Annotated in this window: 12 protein-coding genes; 7 read left to right on the top strand and 5 right to left on the bottom strand. The window is 65.5% G+C overall.

Annotated features, from left to right (window positions below):
* Positions 1-99 precede the first annotated feature (99 nt).
* Positions 100-1,317, top strand: coding sequence for a cell division protein FtsZ (gene ftsZ / locus J2X06_RS11620; RefSeq protein WP_310062561.1), 1,218 nt, complete (start codon positions 100-102; stop codon positions 1,315-1,317).
* A 249-nt stretch (positions 1,318-1,566) separates the two neighbouring features.
* On the top strand, positions 1,567-2,475 hold the full coding sequence (gene lpxC, locus J2X06_RS11615; RefSeq protein WP_310062559.1) for a UDP-3-O-acyl-N-acetylglucosamine deacetylase: 909 nt from the start codon (positions 1,567-1,569) through the stop codon (positions 2,473-2,475).
* Between the two features lie 251 nt (positions 2,476-2,726).
* On the opposite strand, the gene J2X06_RS11610 is transcribed toward lpxC, so the two are convergent.
* Complete coding sequence (locus J2X06_RS11610) at positions 2,727-3,155, bottom strand: DUF721 domain-containing protein (protein ID WP_310062556.1); 429 nt, start codon at positions 3,153-3,155, stop codon at positions 2,727-2,729.
* Positions 3,156-3,210: 55 nt separating this feature from the next.
* Between J2X06_RS11610 and J2X06_RS11605 the strand changes: the two genes are divergently transcribed.
* The 3 genes from J2X06_RS11605 (at position 3,211) to J2X06_RS11595 (ending at position 8,607) form a co-directional block, all read left to right on the top strand.
* Complete coding sequence (locus J2X06_RS11605; protein ID WP_310062553.1) at positions 3,211-4,086, top strand: M23 family metallopeptidase; 876 nt, start codon at positions 3,211-3,213, stop codon at positions 4,084-4,086.
* A 627-nt stretch (positions 4,087-4,713) separates the two neighbouring features.
* The gene (secA, locus tag J2X06_RS11600; RefSeq protein WP_310062550.1) at positions 4,714-7,443 is read left to right on the top strand and encodes a preprotein translocase subunit SecA; all 2,730 of its coding nucleotides are present in this window, start codon (positions 4,714-4,716) and stop codon (positions 7,441-7,443) included.
* Positions 7,444-7,620: 177 nt separating this feature from the next.
* Positions 7,621-8,607 (top strand): Nudix family hydrolase, encoded by a 987-nt coding sequence (locus J2X06_RS11595; RefSeq protein WP_310063617.1) that lies wholly within the window; start codon positions 7,621-7,623, stop codon positions 8,605-8,607.
* A gap of 123 nt (positions 8,608-8,730) precedes the next feature.
* Here the strand turns inward: J2X06_RS11595 and coaE are convergent, their stop codons facing one another.
* The 4 genes from coaE to pilB form a co-directional block, all read right to left on the bottom strand.
* Complete coding sequence (gene coaE, locus J2X06_RS11590; RefSeq protein WP_310062547.1) at positions 8,731-9,351, bottom strand: dephospho-CoA kinase; 621 nt, start codon at positions 9,349-9,351, stop codon at positions 8,731-8,733.
* A gap of 248 nt (positions 9,352-9,599) precedes the next feature.
* The gene (locus tag J2X06_RS11585; RefSeq protein WP_310062544.1) at positions 9,600-10,463 is read right to left on the bottom strand and encodes a prepilin peptidase; all 864 of its coding nucleotides are present in this window, start codon (positions 10,461-10,463) and stop codon (positions 9,600-9,602) included.
* A 19-nt stretch (positions 10,464-10,482) separates the two neighbouring features.
* Entirely contained in the window at positions 10,483-11,682 is a 1,200-nt protein-coding gene (locus tag J2X06_RS11580) for a type II secretion system F family protein (protein ID WP_310063615.1), read from the bottom strand.
* Between the two features lie 75 nt (positions 11,683-11,757).
* On the bottom strand, positions 11,758-13,482 hold the full coding sequence (gene pilB / locus J2X06_RS11575) for a type IV-A pilus assembly ATPase PilB (protein ID WP_310062541.1): 1,725 nt from the start codon (positions 13,480-13,482) through the stop codon (positions 11,758-11,760).
* A 115-nt stretch (positions 13,483-13,597) separates the two neighbouring features.
* Between pilB and J2X06_RS11570 the strand changes: the two genes are divergently transcribed.
* Positions 13,598-14,458, top strand: a complete 861-nt coding sequence (locus tag J2X06_RS11570; protein WP_310062539.1) for a glycosyltransferase family 2 protein — start codon at positions 13,598-13,600, stop codon at positions 14,456-14,458.
* Between the two features lie 34 nt (positions 14,459-14,492).
* Complete coding sequence (gene gmd / locus J2X06_RS11565) at positions 14,493-15,575, top strand: GDP-mannose 4,6-dehydratase (RefSeq protein ID WP_310062536.1); 1,083 nt, start codon at positions 14,493-14,495, stop codon at positions 15,573-15,575.
* Positions 15,576-15,577: the final 2 nt, after the last annotated feature.

The raw sequence follows: 15,577 nt of genomic DNA, 5'->3' as shown, positions 1-15,577 counted from the left end.
CATTCACGCTTTTGCAGCAAGTGGCAACGGCAGTAACGAAAGCCCTGATCGATAACTAGCAAGCATCGATAACTAGCAATACATAACGAGGACGACGACATGGCACATTTCGAACTGGTTGAAAAAATGGCCCCGAACGCGGTCATCAAGGTGGTTGGCGTGGGCGGCGGCGGCGGCAACGCCGTGGCGCACATGGTCAACGGCAGCGTGGATGGCGTGGAGTTCATCACCGCCAACACCGACGCGCAGGCCATCAAGAACTGCGGCGCCAAGCTGCAACTGCAGCTGGGCAGCAACGTCACCAAGGGCCTGGGCGCGGGCGCGAATCCGGAAGTCGGCCGCCAGGCCGCGCTGGAAGACCGCGAGCGCATCATGGACGCCCTGACCGGCGCCGACATGGTGTTCATCACCGCCGGCATGGGCGGCGGCACCGGCACCGGTGCAGCGCCGGTCGTGGCGCAGCTGGCCAAGGAGATGGGCATCCTGACCGTGGCCGTGGTCACCAAGCCGTTCCCGTTCGAAGGCCGTCGCCGCATGCAGGTCGCGCTGAAGGGCATCGAGGAGCTGAGCCATCACTGCGACTCGCTGATCACCATCCCCAACGAAAAGCTGATCACCGTGCTCGGCCGCAACGCCACGATGATCCAGGCCTTCCGCGCCGCCAACGACGTGCTGCTCGGCGCGGTGCAGGGCATCGCCGACCTGATCGTGCGTCCGGGCCTGATCAACGTCGACTTCGCCGACGTGCGCACCGTCATGTCCGAGATGGGCCTGGCGATGATGGGTACGGGCTCTGCCCGCGGCGACGACCGCGCCCAGGCCGCGGCTGAATCGGCGATCCAGAATCCGCTGCTGGACGACGTCAACCTGTCCGGCGCCAACGGCATCCTGGTCAACATCACCGCTGGTCCGGACTTCACGATGGCCGAGTTCGACGAAGTCGGCCGTACGATCGAGAACTTCGCCTCCGAAGACGCGACCGTGGTCATCGGCACCGTGCTGGACCCGGACATGCAGGACGAGGTCAAGGTCACCGTGGTCGCGACGGGCCTCAACCGTGCCGTCTCTCGCCAGTCGGTGCGCGGCAGCGAGCGCGAGCAGAACCGTGCGCCGATCCAGTTGGTGCGCAATGCCACCACCGGCCAGCCCGAGTTCTCGTCGATGGACGCGATGGCCCCGACGCCGAGCTTCGGCGGCAGCCTGCGCGGCAGCGCCGGCCTGCGTTCGTCCGAGCCGGCGGCGCCGGCCGTGGCGGATTTCGGCAGCGACAGCAGCTACCTGGACATCCCGGCGTTCCTGCGTCGCCAGGCCGACTGATAGGGTCGACTGATCACGCATCACCCATGCACGTCCTCCAGCCCCGGGCGTCATCCCGGGGCATTGGGTCGGTTGGCTCATGCCGACCGGCCGGTTTCAGGCGCTTTCGTCGGAATTCGGGCCGGATCGTTGCGCGGAAGCTGTGACGGTTTCCGTTAAGATTCAGCGAACCGGGTGGTATTCTTCCCGGCCGATTCAGGCGGCCGATGCCACGGGCGCCTGCACCACTACTGGGTTTCCTGCTTCCCCATGTTGCGTCAGCGCACCCTCAAGAACGTGATCCGCGCCACCGGCGTAGGCCTGCACAGCGGAGAGAAGGTCTATCTCACGCTGCGTCCGGCTCCGGTCGATGCCGGCATCGTGTTCCGCCGCGTCGATCTGGACCCGGTGGTGGAAGTGCCTGCGCAGGCCGAACTGGTCACCGAGACCACGCTGTGCACCGGCCTGAGTTGCGGTCCCGCCAAGATCCAGACGGTCGAGCACCTGCTTTCCGCGCTGGCGGGACTGGGCATCGACAATGTCTACGTCGAACTGTCGGCCCCTGAAGTGCCGATCATGGACGGCTCCTCGGGCCCGTTCGTGTTCCTGCTGCAGTCGGCGGGCATCGCCGAGCAGGAAGCGCCCAAGCGCTTCATCCGCATCCGCAAGCCCGTGGAAGTGCGCGACGGCGACAAGATCGCCCGTTTCGAGCCTTTCGATGGCTTCCGCCTGGACTTCACCGTCCAGTTCGACCACCCGGCCATCCCGACGGCGCAGTCGCGGGCCCAGGTCGAGTTCTCGACCGCCAACTACATCAAGGAAGTCAGCCGCGCCCGTACCTTCGGGTTCATGCGCGACCTGGAGTACATGCGCGAGCGCAACCTCGGCCTCGGCGGCTCGATGGACAATGCGATCGTGCTCGATGAGTTCCGCGTCCTTAACGACGACGGGCTGCGTTACGCGGACGAGTTCGTCCGCCACAAGATCCTCGATGCGATCGGAGACCTGTACCTGGCCGGTCACCCGATCGTCGGTACCTATGTCGGCTACAAGTCCGGCCACGCGCTCAACAACAAGCTCGTGCGCGCCCTACTGGCCGAGCAATCGGCATGGGACGAGGTGACCTTCACCGACCCGGATTTCGTCCCGGTCGCCTACGGCGTTCCTGCTGCCGTCTGACGCTTTTCCGTTCGTCGGAATGCGATTCCCCATTCGTAGGGGACCGTCACCAGAAAAACGTGCCCCTGTCACAGACGTGAACGTCAGGTGATGGTTTAACGTTTTTATAACGATTTATTACCGGTTTTTTAGCCCTTGCTTAACAAATACAAGGGTTTACGCAAGTAGCATGCCCCCGGCCAGGCTTCTAGCCGGCGCGCGGGGTTTTCGGTCCGCCGTCGTTCAGACGTCAGGTGGTGTCCTTCGGGGTCTTACGACTCCGGGTCTTTCAGGGACGCCAAGGCCGCTTGCAGCGCCTGCTGTGCAGCGGCCGACAGGGGTGTGGCTTTCCGGATCGGTTGTGTGGCTGCCGCCAAAGGGGCGGTGGTCGTTTTCACTACCAGTTCGGTCGCATCCAGTCCGATGGAGCGGGCAGCGTTGAGCAGTTCCGGGGCGGCGAGCCGAAGTTTGGCGCGCCACACCGGAGTATCGACGACAAACACGAGCCTGCCGTTGTCGAAGTTGGCCAGTCGCGCATGCGCGGCCAGCGGGTGGGGCAGGTGGGGGTTCAGCCGTCGGTCCAGTTCGTCGAGCCAAAGGGCACGCCGGATGGGACCGCCTGCAGGCTCCGCGAGCAGCGCATCGAGCGCGGCTTTCGGAGTCGAAGGGGGGCGATTGGACCTGGGCTTGGAATCAGACATCGGACACATGACCTATTTCGCTATCGTAAACAAATCGCGGGCCCAGCTGGCGAACATGCTCCAGCACGCTGGTCACCACGGCGGCCGCCGCCCGGCCATCGCCATTGCCCTGCTGCTGTGCGCGGGCATCGCGATCGGCGCCGGCGCCGGCGTCGCCGACAATGCCCTGCTTCGCAGCAAGGTCCAGACCCAGCAGGCGCAGTTGGACCTGGCCCGTCGCGATGCGCAGCGCGAGGTCAACGCGCTGGCCGCGCGTCTGGGCGAGCTCCAGGCCGAGGCCAACCGTCTCAATGCGCTGGGCGAACGGCTGACCCGCATCGGCCAACTGCAGGACGGGGAATTCGATTTCGACAAGCCGGTCGGCGTCGGTGGCGCCGGCCCGGTGCGCGACATGTCCAAGGCCGAGCTCGACGGCGGGCTGGCCCACCTGGGCGCCCAGTTCAAGGCATCCGGCGAGCAGCTGTCGGTACTGGAGGCGCTGCTGTTCAACCGCCAGCTCGACATGAACGCCGTGCCCTCGCGCGAGCCGATCGCCAACAGCTACATCACCTCCGGCTTCGGCGGCCGCGCCGACCCGATCGTCGGCGGCAAGCAGTTCCACAAGGGCATCGATTTCGAGGCCGACGTCGGCGACCCGGTGCTGGCCGTGGCCGATGGCGTGGTCAGTTATTCGGGTGTGCGTTCTGGCTACGGCAACGTGATCGAGGTCGACCACGGCAACGGCTACGTGACCCGTTACGCGCATAACTCGCGCCTGACCCGCAAGGTCGGCGAACTGGTCCGTGCCGGGCAGGAGGTCGCCAAGGCGGGCTCGACCGGCCGCTCGACCGGCGCGCACGTGCATTTCGAGGTGTGGGAGCGTGGGCGCGTGGTCAATCCGCGCAACTTCCTGAGCCAGCAGTCGCCGTTGCAGTTGAAGATCAAGGGCTGATCTCCCCGCGAGATCGGCTTGATCGAGGGCGCAGGCCGCAAGCCTGCGCCCTTGTTTTTTTTTGAGCCCTCTCCCGCTTGCGAAAGAGGGAGGGGGCGAGGGGGCAGGCGCGACTCCTTAGGGAGCGAAGAGCGCCCTTCATCCGGCCCTGCGGGCCACCCTCTGCCCTTGGTCCGACCCGGCAGCCGTAGGCCTCCGGGCGCCTCGGTACAAGCCTGCGGCTTGTGAGCACCGAGACTCGGTCCGGCCCTACGCCGCGGGCTTCGGGCGCCAGCCACGTACAAGCCGATGGCTTGTGAGCACGCTTCGGTCCGGCCCTGCGGTCGCAGGCCTCCGGGCGCTCGCCTCGGTACAAGCCTTCGGCTCGTGAGCACCGGGACTCGGTCCGGCCCTACGCCATAGGCTTCGGGCGCTCAGCCACGTACAAGCCGATGGCTTGTGAGCACGTGGCTTCGCCCCCACGCTAGAATGGGCGTGGCCACAGACCAGGCTCGACACGATCGGGGCGCACGTCGCTCCGATTTCGTTTCTGGTCCCCAATTTCCGGATTACCGGGGAACTTGCCGGCGGCTCCGCGTTCATAACGCGGCTTCGCCCGGTTTCCCGCCCAGCTTCTCGGACCCGTACATGCTCAACAGTTTGCTTACCCGCGTTTTCGGCAGCCGCAACGAGCGCCTGCTGCGCCAGCTGCAGCGTTCCGTCACCAGGATCAATGCGCTCGAGCCGGAGATGCAGAAGCTCTCCGACGCGGAGCTCCAGGCCAAGACTCCCGAGTTCCAGAAGCGCATCGCCGACGGCGAAGCGCTGGACAAGCTGCTGCCGGAGGCCTTTGCGGTCTGCCGCGAGGCGTCCCTGCGCGTGCTGGGCATGCGCCACTACGACGTGCAGCTGATCGGCGGCATGGTGCTGCACCTGGGCAAGATTGCCGAGATGCGCACCGGCGAAGGCAAGACCCTGGTCGCGACGCTGCCGGTTTACCTCAATGCCCTGGAAGGCAAGGGCGTGCACGTGGTCACCGTCAACGACTACCTGGCGCGTCGCGACTCGGCCTGGATGGGCAAGGTCTACAACTGGCTCGGCCTCAGCGTTGGCGTGGTCTACCCCGGCATGCCGCACAGCGACAAGCACGCTGCGTATTCGGCCGACATCACCTACGGCACCAACAACGAATTCGGCTTCGACTACCTGCGCGACAACATGGCGCTGTCGAAGGACGACCGCTTCCAGCGCGGCCTGCACTACGCGATCGTCGACGAGGTCGACTCGATCCTGATCGACGAGGCGCGCACGCCGCTGATCATCTCCGGCCCGGCCGACGAATCGCCGGAGCTGTACATCAAGGTCAACCGCATCGTTCCCAAGCTTACCCGGCAGCAGACCGAGGAAGGCGAGGGCGACTACTGGGTCGACGAGAAGAGCAAGCAGGTGCACCTGTCCGAGATCGGCCAGGAAAATGCCGAGGAACTGCTGCGCCAGGCCGGCATCCTGCATGGCGAAGAGGACGGCCTGTACTCCGGCCAGAACATCGGCGTAGTCCACCACCTCAACGCCGCGCTGCGTGCGCACGCGATCTACCAGCGCGACGTCGATTACATCGTCCGCGACGGCGAGGTTGTGATCGTCGACGAGTTCACCGGCCGCACGCTGCCGGGCCGTCGCTGGTCCGATGGCCTGCACCAGGCCGTGGAAGCGAAGGAAGGCGTGCCGGTCCAGCGCGAGAACCAGACGCTGGCCAGCATCACCTTCCAGAACCTGTTCCGCATGTACAAGAAGCTGTCCGGCATGACCGGTACGGCCGATACCGAGGCGTACGAGTTCCAGAGCATCTACGGCCTGGAAGTGATCGTGATCCCGCCGAACATGCCGGTGCAGCGAAAGGACCATCCGGATGCGGTGTTCCTCAATCGCGCCGGCAAGTACCGCGCGGTGGTGAACGAGATCAAGGACGCCAACGCGCGCCAGCAGCCGGTGCTGGTCGGCACGACCTCGATCGAAGTATCGGAGATGCTGAGCCAGCAGCTGACCGAAGCCGGCATCACGCACGAGGTGCTCAACGCCAAGCAGCACGAGCGCGAGGCGCACATCGTTGCCCAGGCCGGTCGCCCGGGCGCGATCACCATCGCCACCAACATGGCCGGTCGCGGTACCGACATCGTGCTCGGCGGTTCGCTCGAGTCCGAGCTGGCCGCATTGGAAGCGCAGAACGGCGCCGAAGTCGATGAGGTCACCAAGGCCCGCCTGAAGTCGGAGTGGCTGCAGCGCCACGAGGCGGTCAAATCCGCCGGCGGCCTGCACATCGTCGGCACCGAGCGCCACGAGAGCCGCCGCATCGACAACCAGCTGCGCGGCCGCGCCGGTCGCCAGGGCGACCCGGGCTCCTCGCGCTTCTACCTGTCGCTCGAAGACAACCTGATGCGCATCTTCGCGGCCGACTGGGTGCAGCGCGTGATGGCGCGCATGGGCCTGAAGGAAGACGACATCATCGAAAGCCCGCTGGTGACCAAGCAGATCGCCAACGCGCAGCGCAAGGTCGAGGCCCACAACTTCGACATCCGCAAGAACCTGCTCGACTTCGACGACGTCAACAACGACCAGCGCAAGGTCATCTACGGCCAGCGCGACGAGCTGCTCGAGGCCGAGAGCGTGGAGGAGAACGTCGAGGGCATCCGTGACGACGTGGTGGCCGACATCGTCGCCCGCTTCGTGCCGGCGAATTCGATCGACGAGCAGTGGGACCTGCCGGGCCTGGAAGCGGCGCTGGTGGAGGACTTCGGCGTGCAGGTGCCGCTGGTGGCGATGGCGCAGCAGAGCGAGGAGCTCGACGCCGAGACCATCGAGGAGCGCGTGCAGGAAGCCATCCGCAACCACTTTGAGCAGCGTGAGACCCAGCTGGGCGCCGATACCATGCGCATGCTGGAGAAGCACATCATGCTCAACGTGCTCGACCAGAACTGGAAGGAGCACTTGGCGCGCATGGACTACCTGCGCCAGGGCATCCATCTGCGCGGCTACGCGCAGAAGCAGCCGAAGCAGGAATACAAGAAGGAAGCCTTCGAGCTGTTCAGCGACATGCTCGAGAAGGTCAAGCGCGAGGTCGTCACGCTGCTGGCGCGCGTGCGCATCCGCAGCGAGGAAGAAATCGCCCTGATGGAAGCGCAGGAGCGCGCCGCCGCCGAGGCGCAGGCGCGGCAGATGCAGTTCCAGCACGCCGAAGTCGGCGGCCTGGGTGCCGACGAGGAGGCCGCGCAGGTGCAGGCCGCGCGCAACCCCGATGCCTTCGCCAACGTCGGACGCAACGATCCGTGCCCGTGCGGCAGCGGCAAGAAGTACAAGCACTGCCATGGACAGCTGGCCTGAGCCAGCCCGACTTCACGAGCCACGCCAGGGTGGCGGCGGGGCATTGAAGCGGGCCCGGACGGCCCTCCATCGGGTCCCGGGCGCGCGGCCTTGCCGCAATCCCGAAAGCGATCCGCAACCCGGATCAAACCCCCTCTCCCGCAACGCGAGAGAGGGCTGGGGTGAGGGCCGCTCTTGCTGAAAGACTCCGCCCAAGGCAATACGCCCCCGGCTGGCGAGCGTAGCGATTACGTCGAAGTCGTCGCCGGCGTGATCCGCGACGCGCGCGGCCGCATCTTGCTTGCACGCCGCACCGAAGGACGCGATCTGGCGGGCCTGTGGGAATTCCCGGGCGGCAAGCACGAGCCCGGCGAATCGCCCGAGGCCGCCCTCGCACGCGAGTTGCATGAAGAGCTCGGCATCGACGTCGAGGTGGGCGCGCCGCTGATCACCGTGCCGCAGGCCTATCCCCACAAGCGCCTGCGGCTGGACGTGCGCGAGGTGAAGGCATGGCGCGGCGCCGTCCGCGGCCGCGAGGGCCAGGCGCTGGCCTGGGTTCCGCTGGCGCAGTTGGCCCGCTACGCGATGCCGCCTGCCGACGTGCCGGTGGTCGCGGCCTTGCAGCAGCCGGATCGCTATCTGGTCACGCCGGACCCGGGCGACGACGATGCGGCCTGGCTGTCGGCCCTGGAGCGTGCGCTGGCTTCCGGTGTACGCCGAGTGCAGTTGCGGGCGCCGGATTGCGAGCGAGCGCGCTGGGAGCAGCTTGTCGATGCCGCCGTTGTGCGTTGTCGCGCTGCAGACGCGCAGGTGCTGGTCAATGGCGACATCGAGCTGGCGGTGCGGCATGAGGCAGGCGTGCATCTGCGTGCGTCGCAACTGGCCGCGCTCACGGCACGTCCTCTGCCGGAAGGGATGCTGGTAGCGGCCTCATGCCATGACGTGCACGAGCTGCGGATGGCGCAGGCGTTGGGGTGTGATTTTGCGGTGGTCGGCACCGTGCAGCCGACGCCGAGCCATCCGGGTTCACCCACTTTAGGTTGGGATGGCTTTGCCGCGCTGCGCGAGTCGGTTTCCCTGCCGCTCTATGCCATCGGAGGCCTCGGGCTGGACGATATGACCCAAGCGCGTCGCCACGGCGCGCAGGGCATTGCCGCGATCCGCGGGCTCTGGCCGGGCGACTGACAAACCGCCCATTTCCGGCGCGCCCCGGCTTTTGTCGAAAGAGCGAATAGTCCAATGACTGGGGTTGGATCTGCCTGATCCCGCGGGGTGGCACGGAAGACTCACCCCGCTGGACGTCTTGCCTCAACCGCCCGCGGCGTCCCCGGCCAGCAGACGGTAGCGCCGGTCCAGCGCGGCGACGTGGGCATCCAGGGCATCGAGGGCGCCATCGTTGACGATCACATCGTCCGCAATGGCCAGGCGCCTCTGACGGCTGGCCTGTGCGGCGATCATGTGATCGGCGAGGGCGGCATCGATGCCATCGCGACGTATCAGGCGCGCGCGCTGCACGTCGGGGTGCACATCGACGACCAGCACGCGTTCCAGCCAGGGATAGGCATCACGGCCGCCCTCGGTGAGCAGCGGAATGGCGGCGATGGCATAAGCGCCCGCGGCGGCCAGGCATTGCGCCTGCATCTGCGCGCGGACACGGGGATGGATGATGGCTTCGAGCTTGCGTCGCGCCGGTTCGTCCTGGAACACGCGGGCCCGCATCGCGGCGCGATCGAGGCCGCCATTGGCATCCAGCACGCCAGCTCCGAATGCCTGTACGACTTCATCCAATCCCGGGGAGCCGGCGGCCACGGCATTGCGCGCCGCCACGTCGGCGTCGGCGACGAACACGCCCAGATCCTGGAAGCGACGGGTGACCTCGCTCTTGCCCGAGGCCACGCCTCCGGTCACGCCGACGATGAAGTTGCTCATGAAGGGGCGCGGGAGGCCTTGCGAATGATCGGGCTAGGGTAACGGAATGCCCATCGGAGCCAAAGAGCGCGCCCTCCTCCGGCCCTGCCCACTGTGTCGTCATCCCCGCGAAGGCGGGGATCCAGCGACTTGAACGCCGCAAAGGCACTGGATTCCCGCCTCCGCGGGAATGACGCAGGGAGGCGTCACGGTCTCACGCAAGCTCCCGCTCGCGGCAGAGGATTGGAGTGAGGGCCCTCCGCCCCGCATCAATTGATCCCAGCCACCCGGAAGTGGGCGCCGATCAAATCTTCGCCCCAGAAGAAGACGATCCAACCGGCAATCGCCAGATACGGCCCGAACGGAATCGGCGTCGCCTTGTCCCGTCCCTTCGCCGCCAGCCAGATCGACCCGATGATCGCGCCGACCAGCGAAGACAGCAGGACGGTCGGCAGGACTCCCTTCAACCCGACCCAGGCACCGATCGCCGCCAGCAGCTTGAAGTCGCCATGGCCCATGCCTTCCTTGCCGGTGAGCTGCTTGAACAGCCACCACACGATCCACAGGCTCAGATACCCCGCGACGGCGCCTAGAAGCGCCGGCTTGACCGGGAAATACAGATTGTCAGAGGCAGCGATCAAGCCCAACCACATCAATGGCAACGTCAGCTGGTCAGGCAGCAACTGGGTCCGCAGGTCGATGCCGGACAGCGTGATCAGGAAGCCGGTGAACACCATCGCACCAAAGCCCTGCCAGCCGAAGCCGAAGCGCCAGACGCAGGCCACCATCAGCAGCATCGTCAACAGCTCGACCAGCGGGTACTGCGGCGAGATCTTCGTGCCGCAGTGGCGGCACTTCCCGCGCAGGGCGAGGTAGCTGAAGACCGGGATGTTCTCGTACCAGCTGAGCTGGTGTTTGCAATGTGGGCAATGCGAGCGCTCGATCACGATGCCGGGTGGCGGCGGATCGTAGGTCTCGGGTTCGCCGAGCATCTCGCGGCTGTCGCGCTGCCACTGCCACTCCAGGCGGCGGGGCAGGCGCAGGATCACCACATTGAGGAAACTGCCGAGCAGCAGGCCGAAACCGGCCGCGAGCGGATAGCCGAGGCCGGGGTTCTGGTCGAGAAATGCCATTCAGTAAGCGCTGCCCGGGTCAGATCGCCGCGGCGAGCTTGAAGATCGGCAGGTACATGCCCACCACCATGCCGCCCACGACCACGCCAAGGAAGATCATGATCATTGGCTCGAGCAGGCTGGCCAGCGCATCGACCGCGTTGTTGACCTCCTGCTCGTAGAACTCGGCGATCTTGAACAGCATCGCATCGAGTGCGCCGGCCTCTTCGCCGATCGCCACCATCTGGATGACCATGTTCGGGAACAGGTTGACCTGTTTCATGGCCATGTTGACCTGGTAGCCGACCGAGACGTCGTCGCGGATGCGGTGGACCGCCTGCTCGTACACGACGTTGCCGGTGGCGCCTGCGACGGTTTCCAGTGCTTCCACCAGTGGCACGCCGGCCTTGAACGTCACCGCCAACGTGCGCGAGAACCGCGCGATGGCGCCGTCATGCAACACCTTCCCGACCACAGGGATTTTGAGGATCATGCGGTCAAGGAAATGCGCGAATTTCGGCGAGCGATTCTTCGCCATGATGAAAGCAACGGCTGCACCCACCGTTGTCATCAGCATCAACCACCAGTAGCTGATCATGAATTCGCTAGCCGCGATGATCATCATGGTGAAAGCGGGCAGATCGGCGCCGAAGCTCTGGAAGACCTGCTGGAACTGCGGCACCACGAAGATCAGCAGGATCGCGCTGACCAGGATGGCCACGGCCACGACCGTCGCCGGGTAGAACATGGCCTTCTTGATCTTGCCCTTCAGGCTTTCGATGTTTTCCTTGTAGGTCGCAACCGTATCCAGCACGGTGTCGAGCACACCGGCCGATTCTCCGGCCTTGACCAGGTTGCGGTACAGCTCGTCAAACTGGACGGGATGCTTGCTGAGCGCTTCGTGCATGGAAGAGCCGCTCTCGATGTCGGCGCGGACCGCATTGATCAGCGTCTTCATCTTCGGATTCTTCTGGCCTCCGGAAATGATTTCCAGCGACGTGACAATAGGCACGCCGGATTTCATCATCGTGGCGATCTGGCGGCTGAACACCGCGATGTCGCCCGGTTTGATGCGCTTGCCCGCACTGCCGAACAGCGGCTTGGGCTTGACCTTGACTACCTGCGGCGTGATGCCTTGCCGGCGCAGATCGGCACGGACCAGGTTGACGTTTTTGGCGGGCTGCTCGCCCTTCATCTTGACGCCGCGCTTGTCGGTGCCTTCCCAGACGAAGATAGGCATCGCGTCGGGGCGACGGGCAGTGGACGGGGCCTGTTTGGTGGCGGTGCGGGTCGCGGTACGGGTCGCGGACATGGCTTAGTCCTTGGTGACGCGGTTGATTTCGGCGAGGCTGGTAACGCCGTTCTTGACTTTGAGCAGGGCCGACTGGCGCAGGTCGCGTACGCCGGCGCGCTCGGCGGCCTCGGCGATCTGCATGGCGCCTCCACCGGCCAGCACGATCGACTGGATCTCTTCGCTCATCGGCATGACCTGGTAGATGCCGGTACGGCCCTTGTAGCCTTCGGTGCAATCCGGGCAGCCGACGGCGTCGTAGATCTTGAGGCCGCCGACGATTTCCTCGTGGGTGAAGCCCTCGGCCAGCAACGCATGCTCTGGCAGCGTGACCTCGCGCTTGCAGTCGTGCAGGCGCCGCGCCAGGCGCTGGGCAATCACCAGTGTGACCGACGAGGTGATGTTGAACGGTGCCACGCCCATGTTCATCAGGCGCGCGATGGTCTGCGGCGCGTCGTTGGTGTGCAGCGTGGACAAGACCATGTGACCTGTCTGCGCGGCCTTGACGCCGATCTCGGCGGTCTCCAGGTCGCGGATTTCGCCGACCATGATCACGTCCGGGTCCTGGCGCAGGAAGCTGCGCAGCGCGGCGGCGAAGGTCATGCCGCGCTTGATGTTCATCTGCACCTGGTTGATGCCGGGCACTCGGATTTCGACCGGGTCCTCGACGGTGGAGATGTTGCGGTGCTCGTCGTTGAGGATGTTCAGCGCGGTGTACAGCGACACCGTCTTGCCGGAGCCGGTGGGGCCGGTGACCAGCACCATGCCGTAGGGCTTGAGCACGGCTTCGACGAACAGCTTTTTCTGGTCTTCCTCGTAGCCCAGCTTGTCGACGCCGAGCTTGGCTGCGCTGCCGTCGAGGATACGCAGCACGACCTTCTCGCCGAACAGGGTCGGCAGCGTGCTGACGCGGAAGTCGATCTGCTTGGTCTTGCTGAGGTTGAGCTTGATGCGGCCGTCCTGCGGCACGCGCTTCTCGGCAATGTCCAACTGCGCCATTACCTTCAGGCGCGCGGCGATGCGCGCCTGAAGCTTGACCGGCACCTTGGCGACCTGCTTGAGCAGGCCGTCGATGCGCAGGCGCACCCGGTATTCAGTTTCGTAGGGCTCGAAGTGGATGTCCGAGGCGCCGCGACGGATCGCGTCGACGAGCACCTTGTTGATGAACTTGACGACCGGGGTGTCATCGCCCTTGGCGTCGATGCCGGAGTCGCCGCCGAGTTCCTCATCGCCGGCGCTGACATCCAGATTGTCCAGCCCGTCGCCATCGCCCATGGTCTCGTTGAGGGCGTCGGCCGTGGCCAGCCACTGGTCGATCGTGCGGCGGATGCGGTCCTCGTCGACCAGCACCGCCTCGACCACCAGGTTGGTCTGGAACTTGATCTCGTCCAGCGCCTGGGTATTGGTCGGGTCGGCAATGCCGATGAACAGGCGATTGCCGCGCCTGAACAGCGGCAGGGCGTCGTGCTTGCGGACCAGTTCCTCGCTGACCAGCTTGATCGCGGACTGGTGGGGATCCAGCGCGCCCACGTCGAAGACCGGGACGCCGAACTCGACGGAATGGGCAGCGGCCAACTGGGCAGTGGTGACGAGGCGCTTCTCCGCCAGGTAGGCCGCCATCGGGCGACGCTCCGCGGAGGCCGCCGCCATCGCCTCACGGGCCGGCTGTTCCTCCAGCACCCCGTCAAGGACCAGGCGCCGGGCGATGCCGGTGATTCCCACCAGATTGGCCGTGGCCACGCTGCTCAACTTGTTCCCCTTACGTGCTTCCCCTGGGGGACTTTACCCCATTCCGGGACCGTGGCGCATTGCGTCCGGTCCGCCTTTTTCGCAATCTAGGCCCCGCACCGGGCAGGGGAATTAGATGCGCATCACAGTAGTGCTTCCCGCTAAGAACGAGGAAGCCGGATTGGAACGGACGTTGCCGAAGCTGAAGGCAGGGCTGCCCGATGCCGAGGTCATCGTCGTCGACGACGGTTCCACGGACCGGACAGCCAGTATTGCAACCACCCACGGTGCCCGGGTGCTGTCGTCACCGTACTCCATGGGCAATGGCGCGGCCATCAAGCGTGGAGCCAGGGCTGCGTCGGGCGACGTCATCGTGTTCATGGATGCCGACGGCCAGCACGACCCGGCACTGATCCATCGCCTTGTGGACAAGCTCGCCGAGGGCTACGACATGGTGGTCGGGGCGCGCGACGTCTCCGGCCAAGCCAATGTCGGCCGGGGTGCGGCCAATGCGTTCTACAACCGGCTGGCGACCTGGATGACGGGGCATCGCATCGCCGACCTGACATCCGGCTTCCGTGCCGTGCGCGCCGAGAAGTTCCGCGAGTTCCTGCACCTGTTGCCCAACGGGTTCAGCTACCCTACGACCAGCACGATGGCGTTCTTTCGCAGCGCCTATCCGGTTGCCTACGTGCCGATTCCGGTCACCAAGCGTGTTGGCACCAACAGTCATATTCGCCCGTTTCGCGACGGCATCCGGTTTTTGCTGATCATTTTCAAAATTGCGACTCTCTATTCGCCGCTCAAATTGTTCGCGCCGACTGCAATCGGGTTCAGCCTGGTCGGGCTGGCGTACTACGCGTACACATATCTCACCATGGGCCGCTTCACGAACATGAGCGTCCTCCTGTTCAGTGCATCGGTGATCATCTTCCTGATCGGCTTGGTGTCCGAGCAGATCACCGCACTCACCTATCTGCGGAGTCGCGACGAATGATCCAACGCCCATTCCAAGGTTCAGGGTGGCGGGCTTGAAGCGCGCGCTGATTACCGGAGTCACCGGGCAGGATGGTGCGTATCTCGCCGAATTCCTGCTCAGCAAGGGCTACGAAGTCCATGGTGTCAAGCGTCGCGCCTCCTCCTTCAATACCAAGCGGATTGACCATCTGTATCGCGACCCGCACGAGGAGGGCGTACGGTTTTTCCTTCATCATGGCGACCTGACTGACTCGTCGAGCCTGATCCGCATCATGCAGCAGGTGCAGCCGGACGAGGTCTACAACCTCGCCGCGCAAAGCCACGTCGCCGTGTCGTTCGAACAGCCCGAATACACCGCGGATACCAATGCGCTTGGCACGCTGCGCCTGCTCGAGGCGATCCGCATCCTCGGCATGCAGAAGCGCACGCGCTTCTACCAGGCCTCCACGTCCGAGATGTACGGCATGGTGCAGGAAGTCCCGCAGCGCGAGACGACGCCGTTCTACCCGCGTTCGCCGTACGCGGCCGCCAAGCTGTACGCGTACTGGATCACCGTGAACTACCGCGAGTCCTACGGCATCCACGCGAGCAACGGCATCCTGTTCAACCATGAATCGCCGGTGCGTGGTGAAAATTTCGTCACCCGCAAGATCACCCGCGGCCTGGCACGCATCAAGCTGGGTCTGCAGTCCTGCCTGTACCTCGGCAACCTTGATGCGCGCCGCGACTGGGGCCATGCGCGCGACTACGTGCTTGCGCAATGGCTGATCCTGCAGCAGGACCAGCCGGGCGACTACGTCATCGCCTCCGGCAGTCAGCACAGCGTGCGCGACTTCGTCTCCGCGGTCGCCAATGAGATGGAGATTCCGATCACCTGGCGCGGCACCGGCCTGGACGAGCAGGGCGTGGACGCCGACGGCCGCGTGCTTGTCGCCGTCGATCCCCGCTACTTCCGGCCGTCGGAAGTCGACACGCTGCTCGGCGATGCCTCGAAGGCCAAGCGCGAACTGGGCTGGGAAGCGACCATCGGCTTTGACGAGCTCGTGCGCGAGATGGCCGAGGCCGACCTCAACGCCGCGAAGCGCGATGCCCTGATCACCGAGCACGGCTACCGCGCCGACGACTTCAACGAGTGACG

It is taken from the genome of Lysobacter niastensis (assembly GCF_031457115.1).
Classification (GTDB): Bacteria; Pseudomonadota; Gammaproteobacteria; order Xanthomonadales; family Xanthomonadaceae; genus Lysobacter_J; species Lysobacter_J niastensis_A.
The sequence above is the reverse complement of the archived record's forward strand: the minus strand, read 5'-3'. Positions and strand labels throughout refer to the sequence as shown.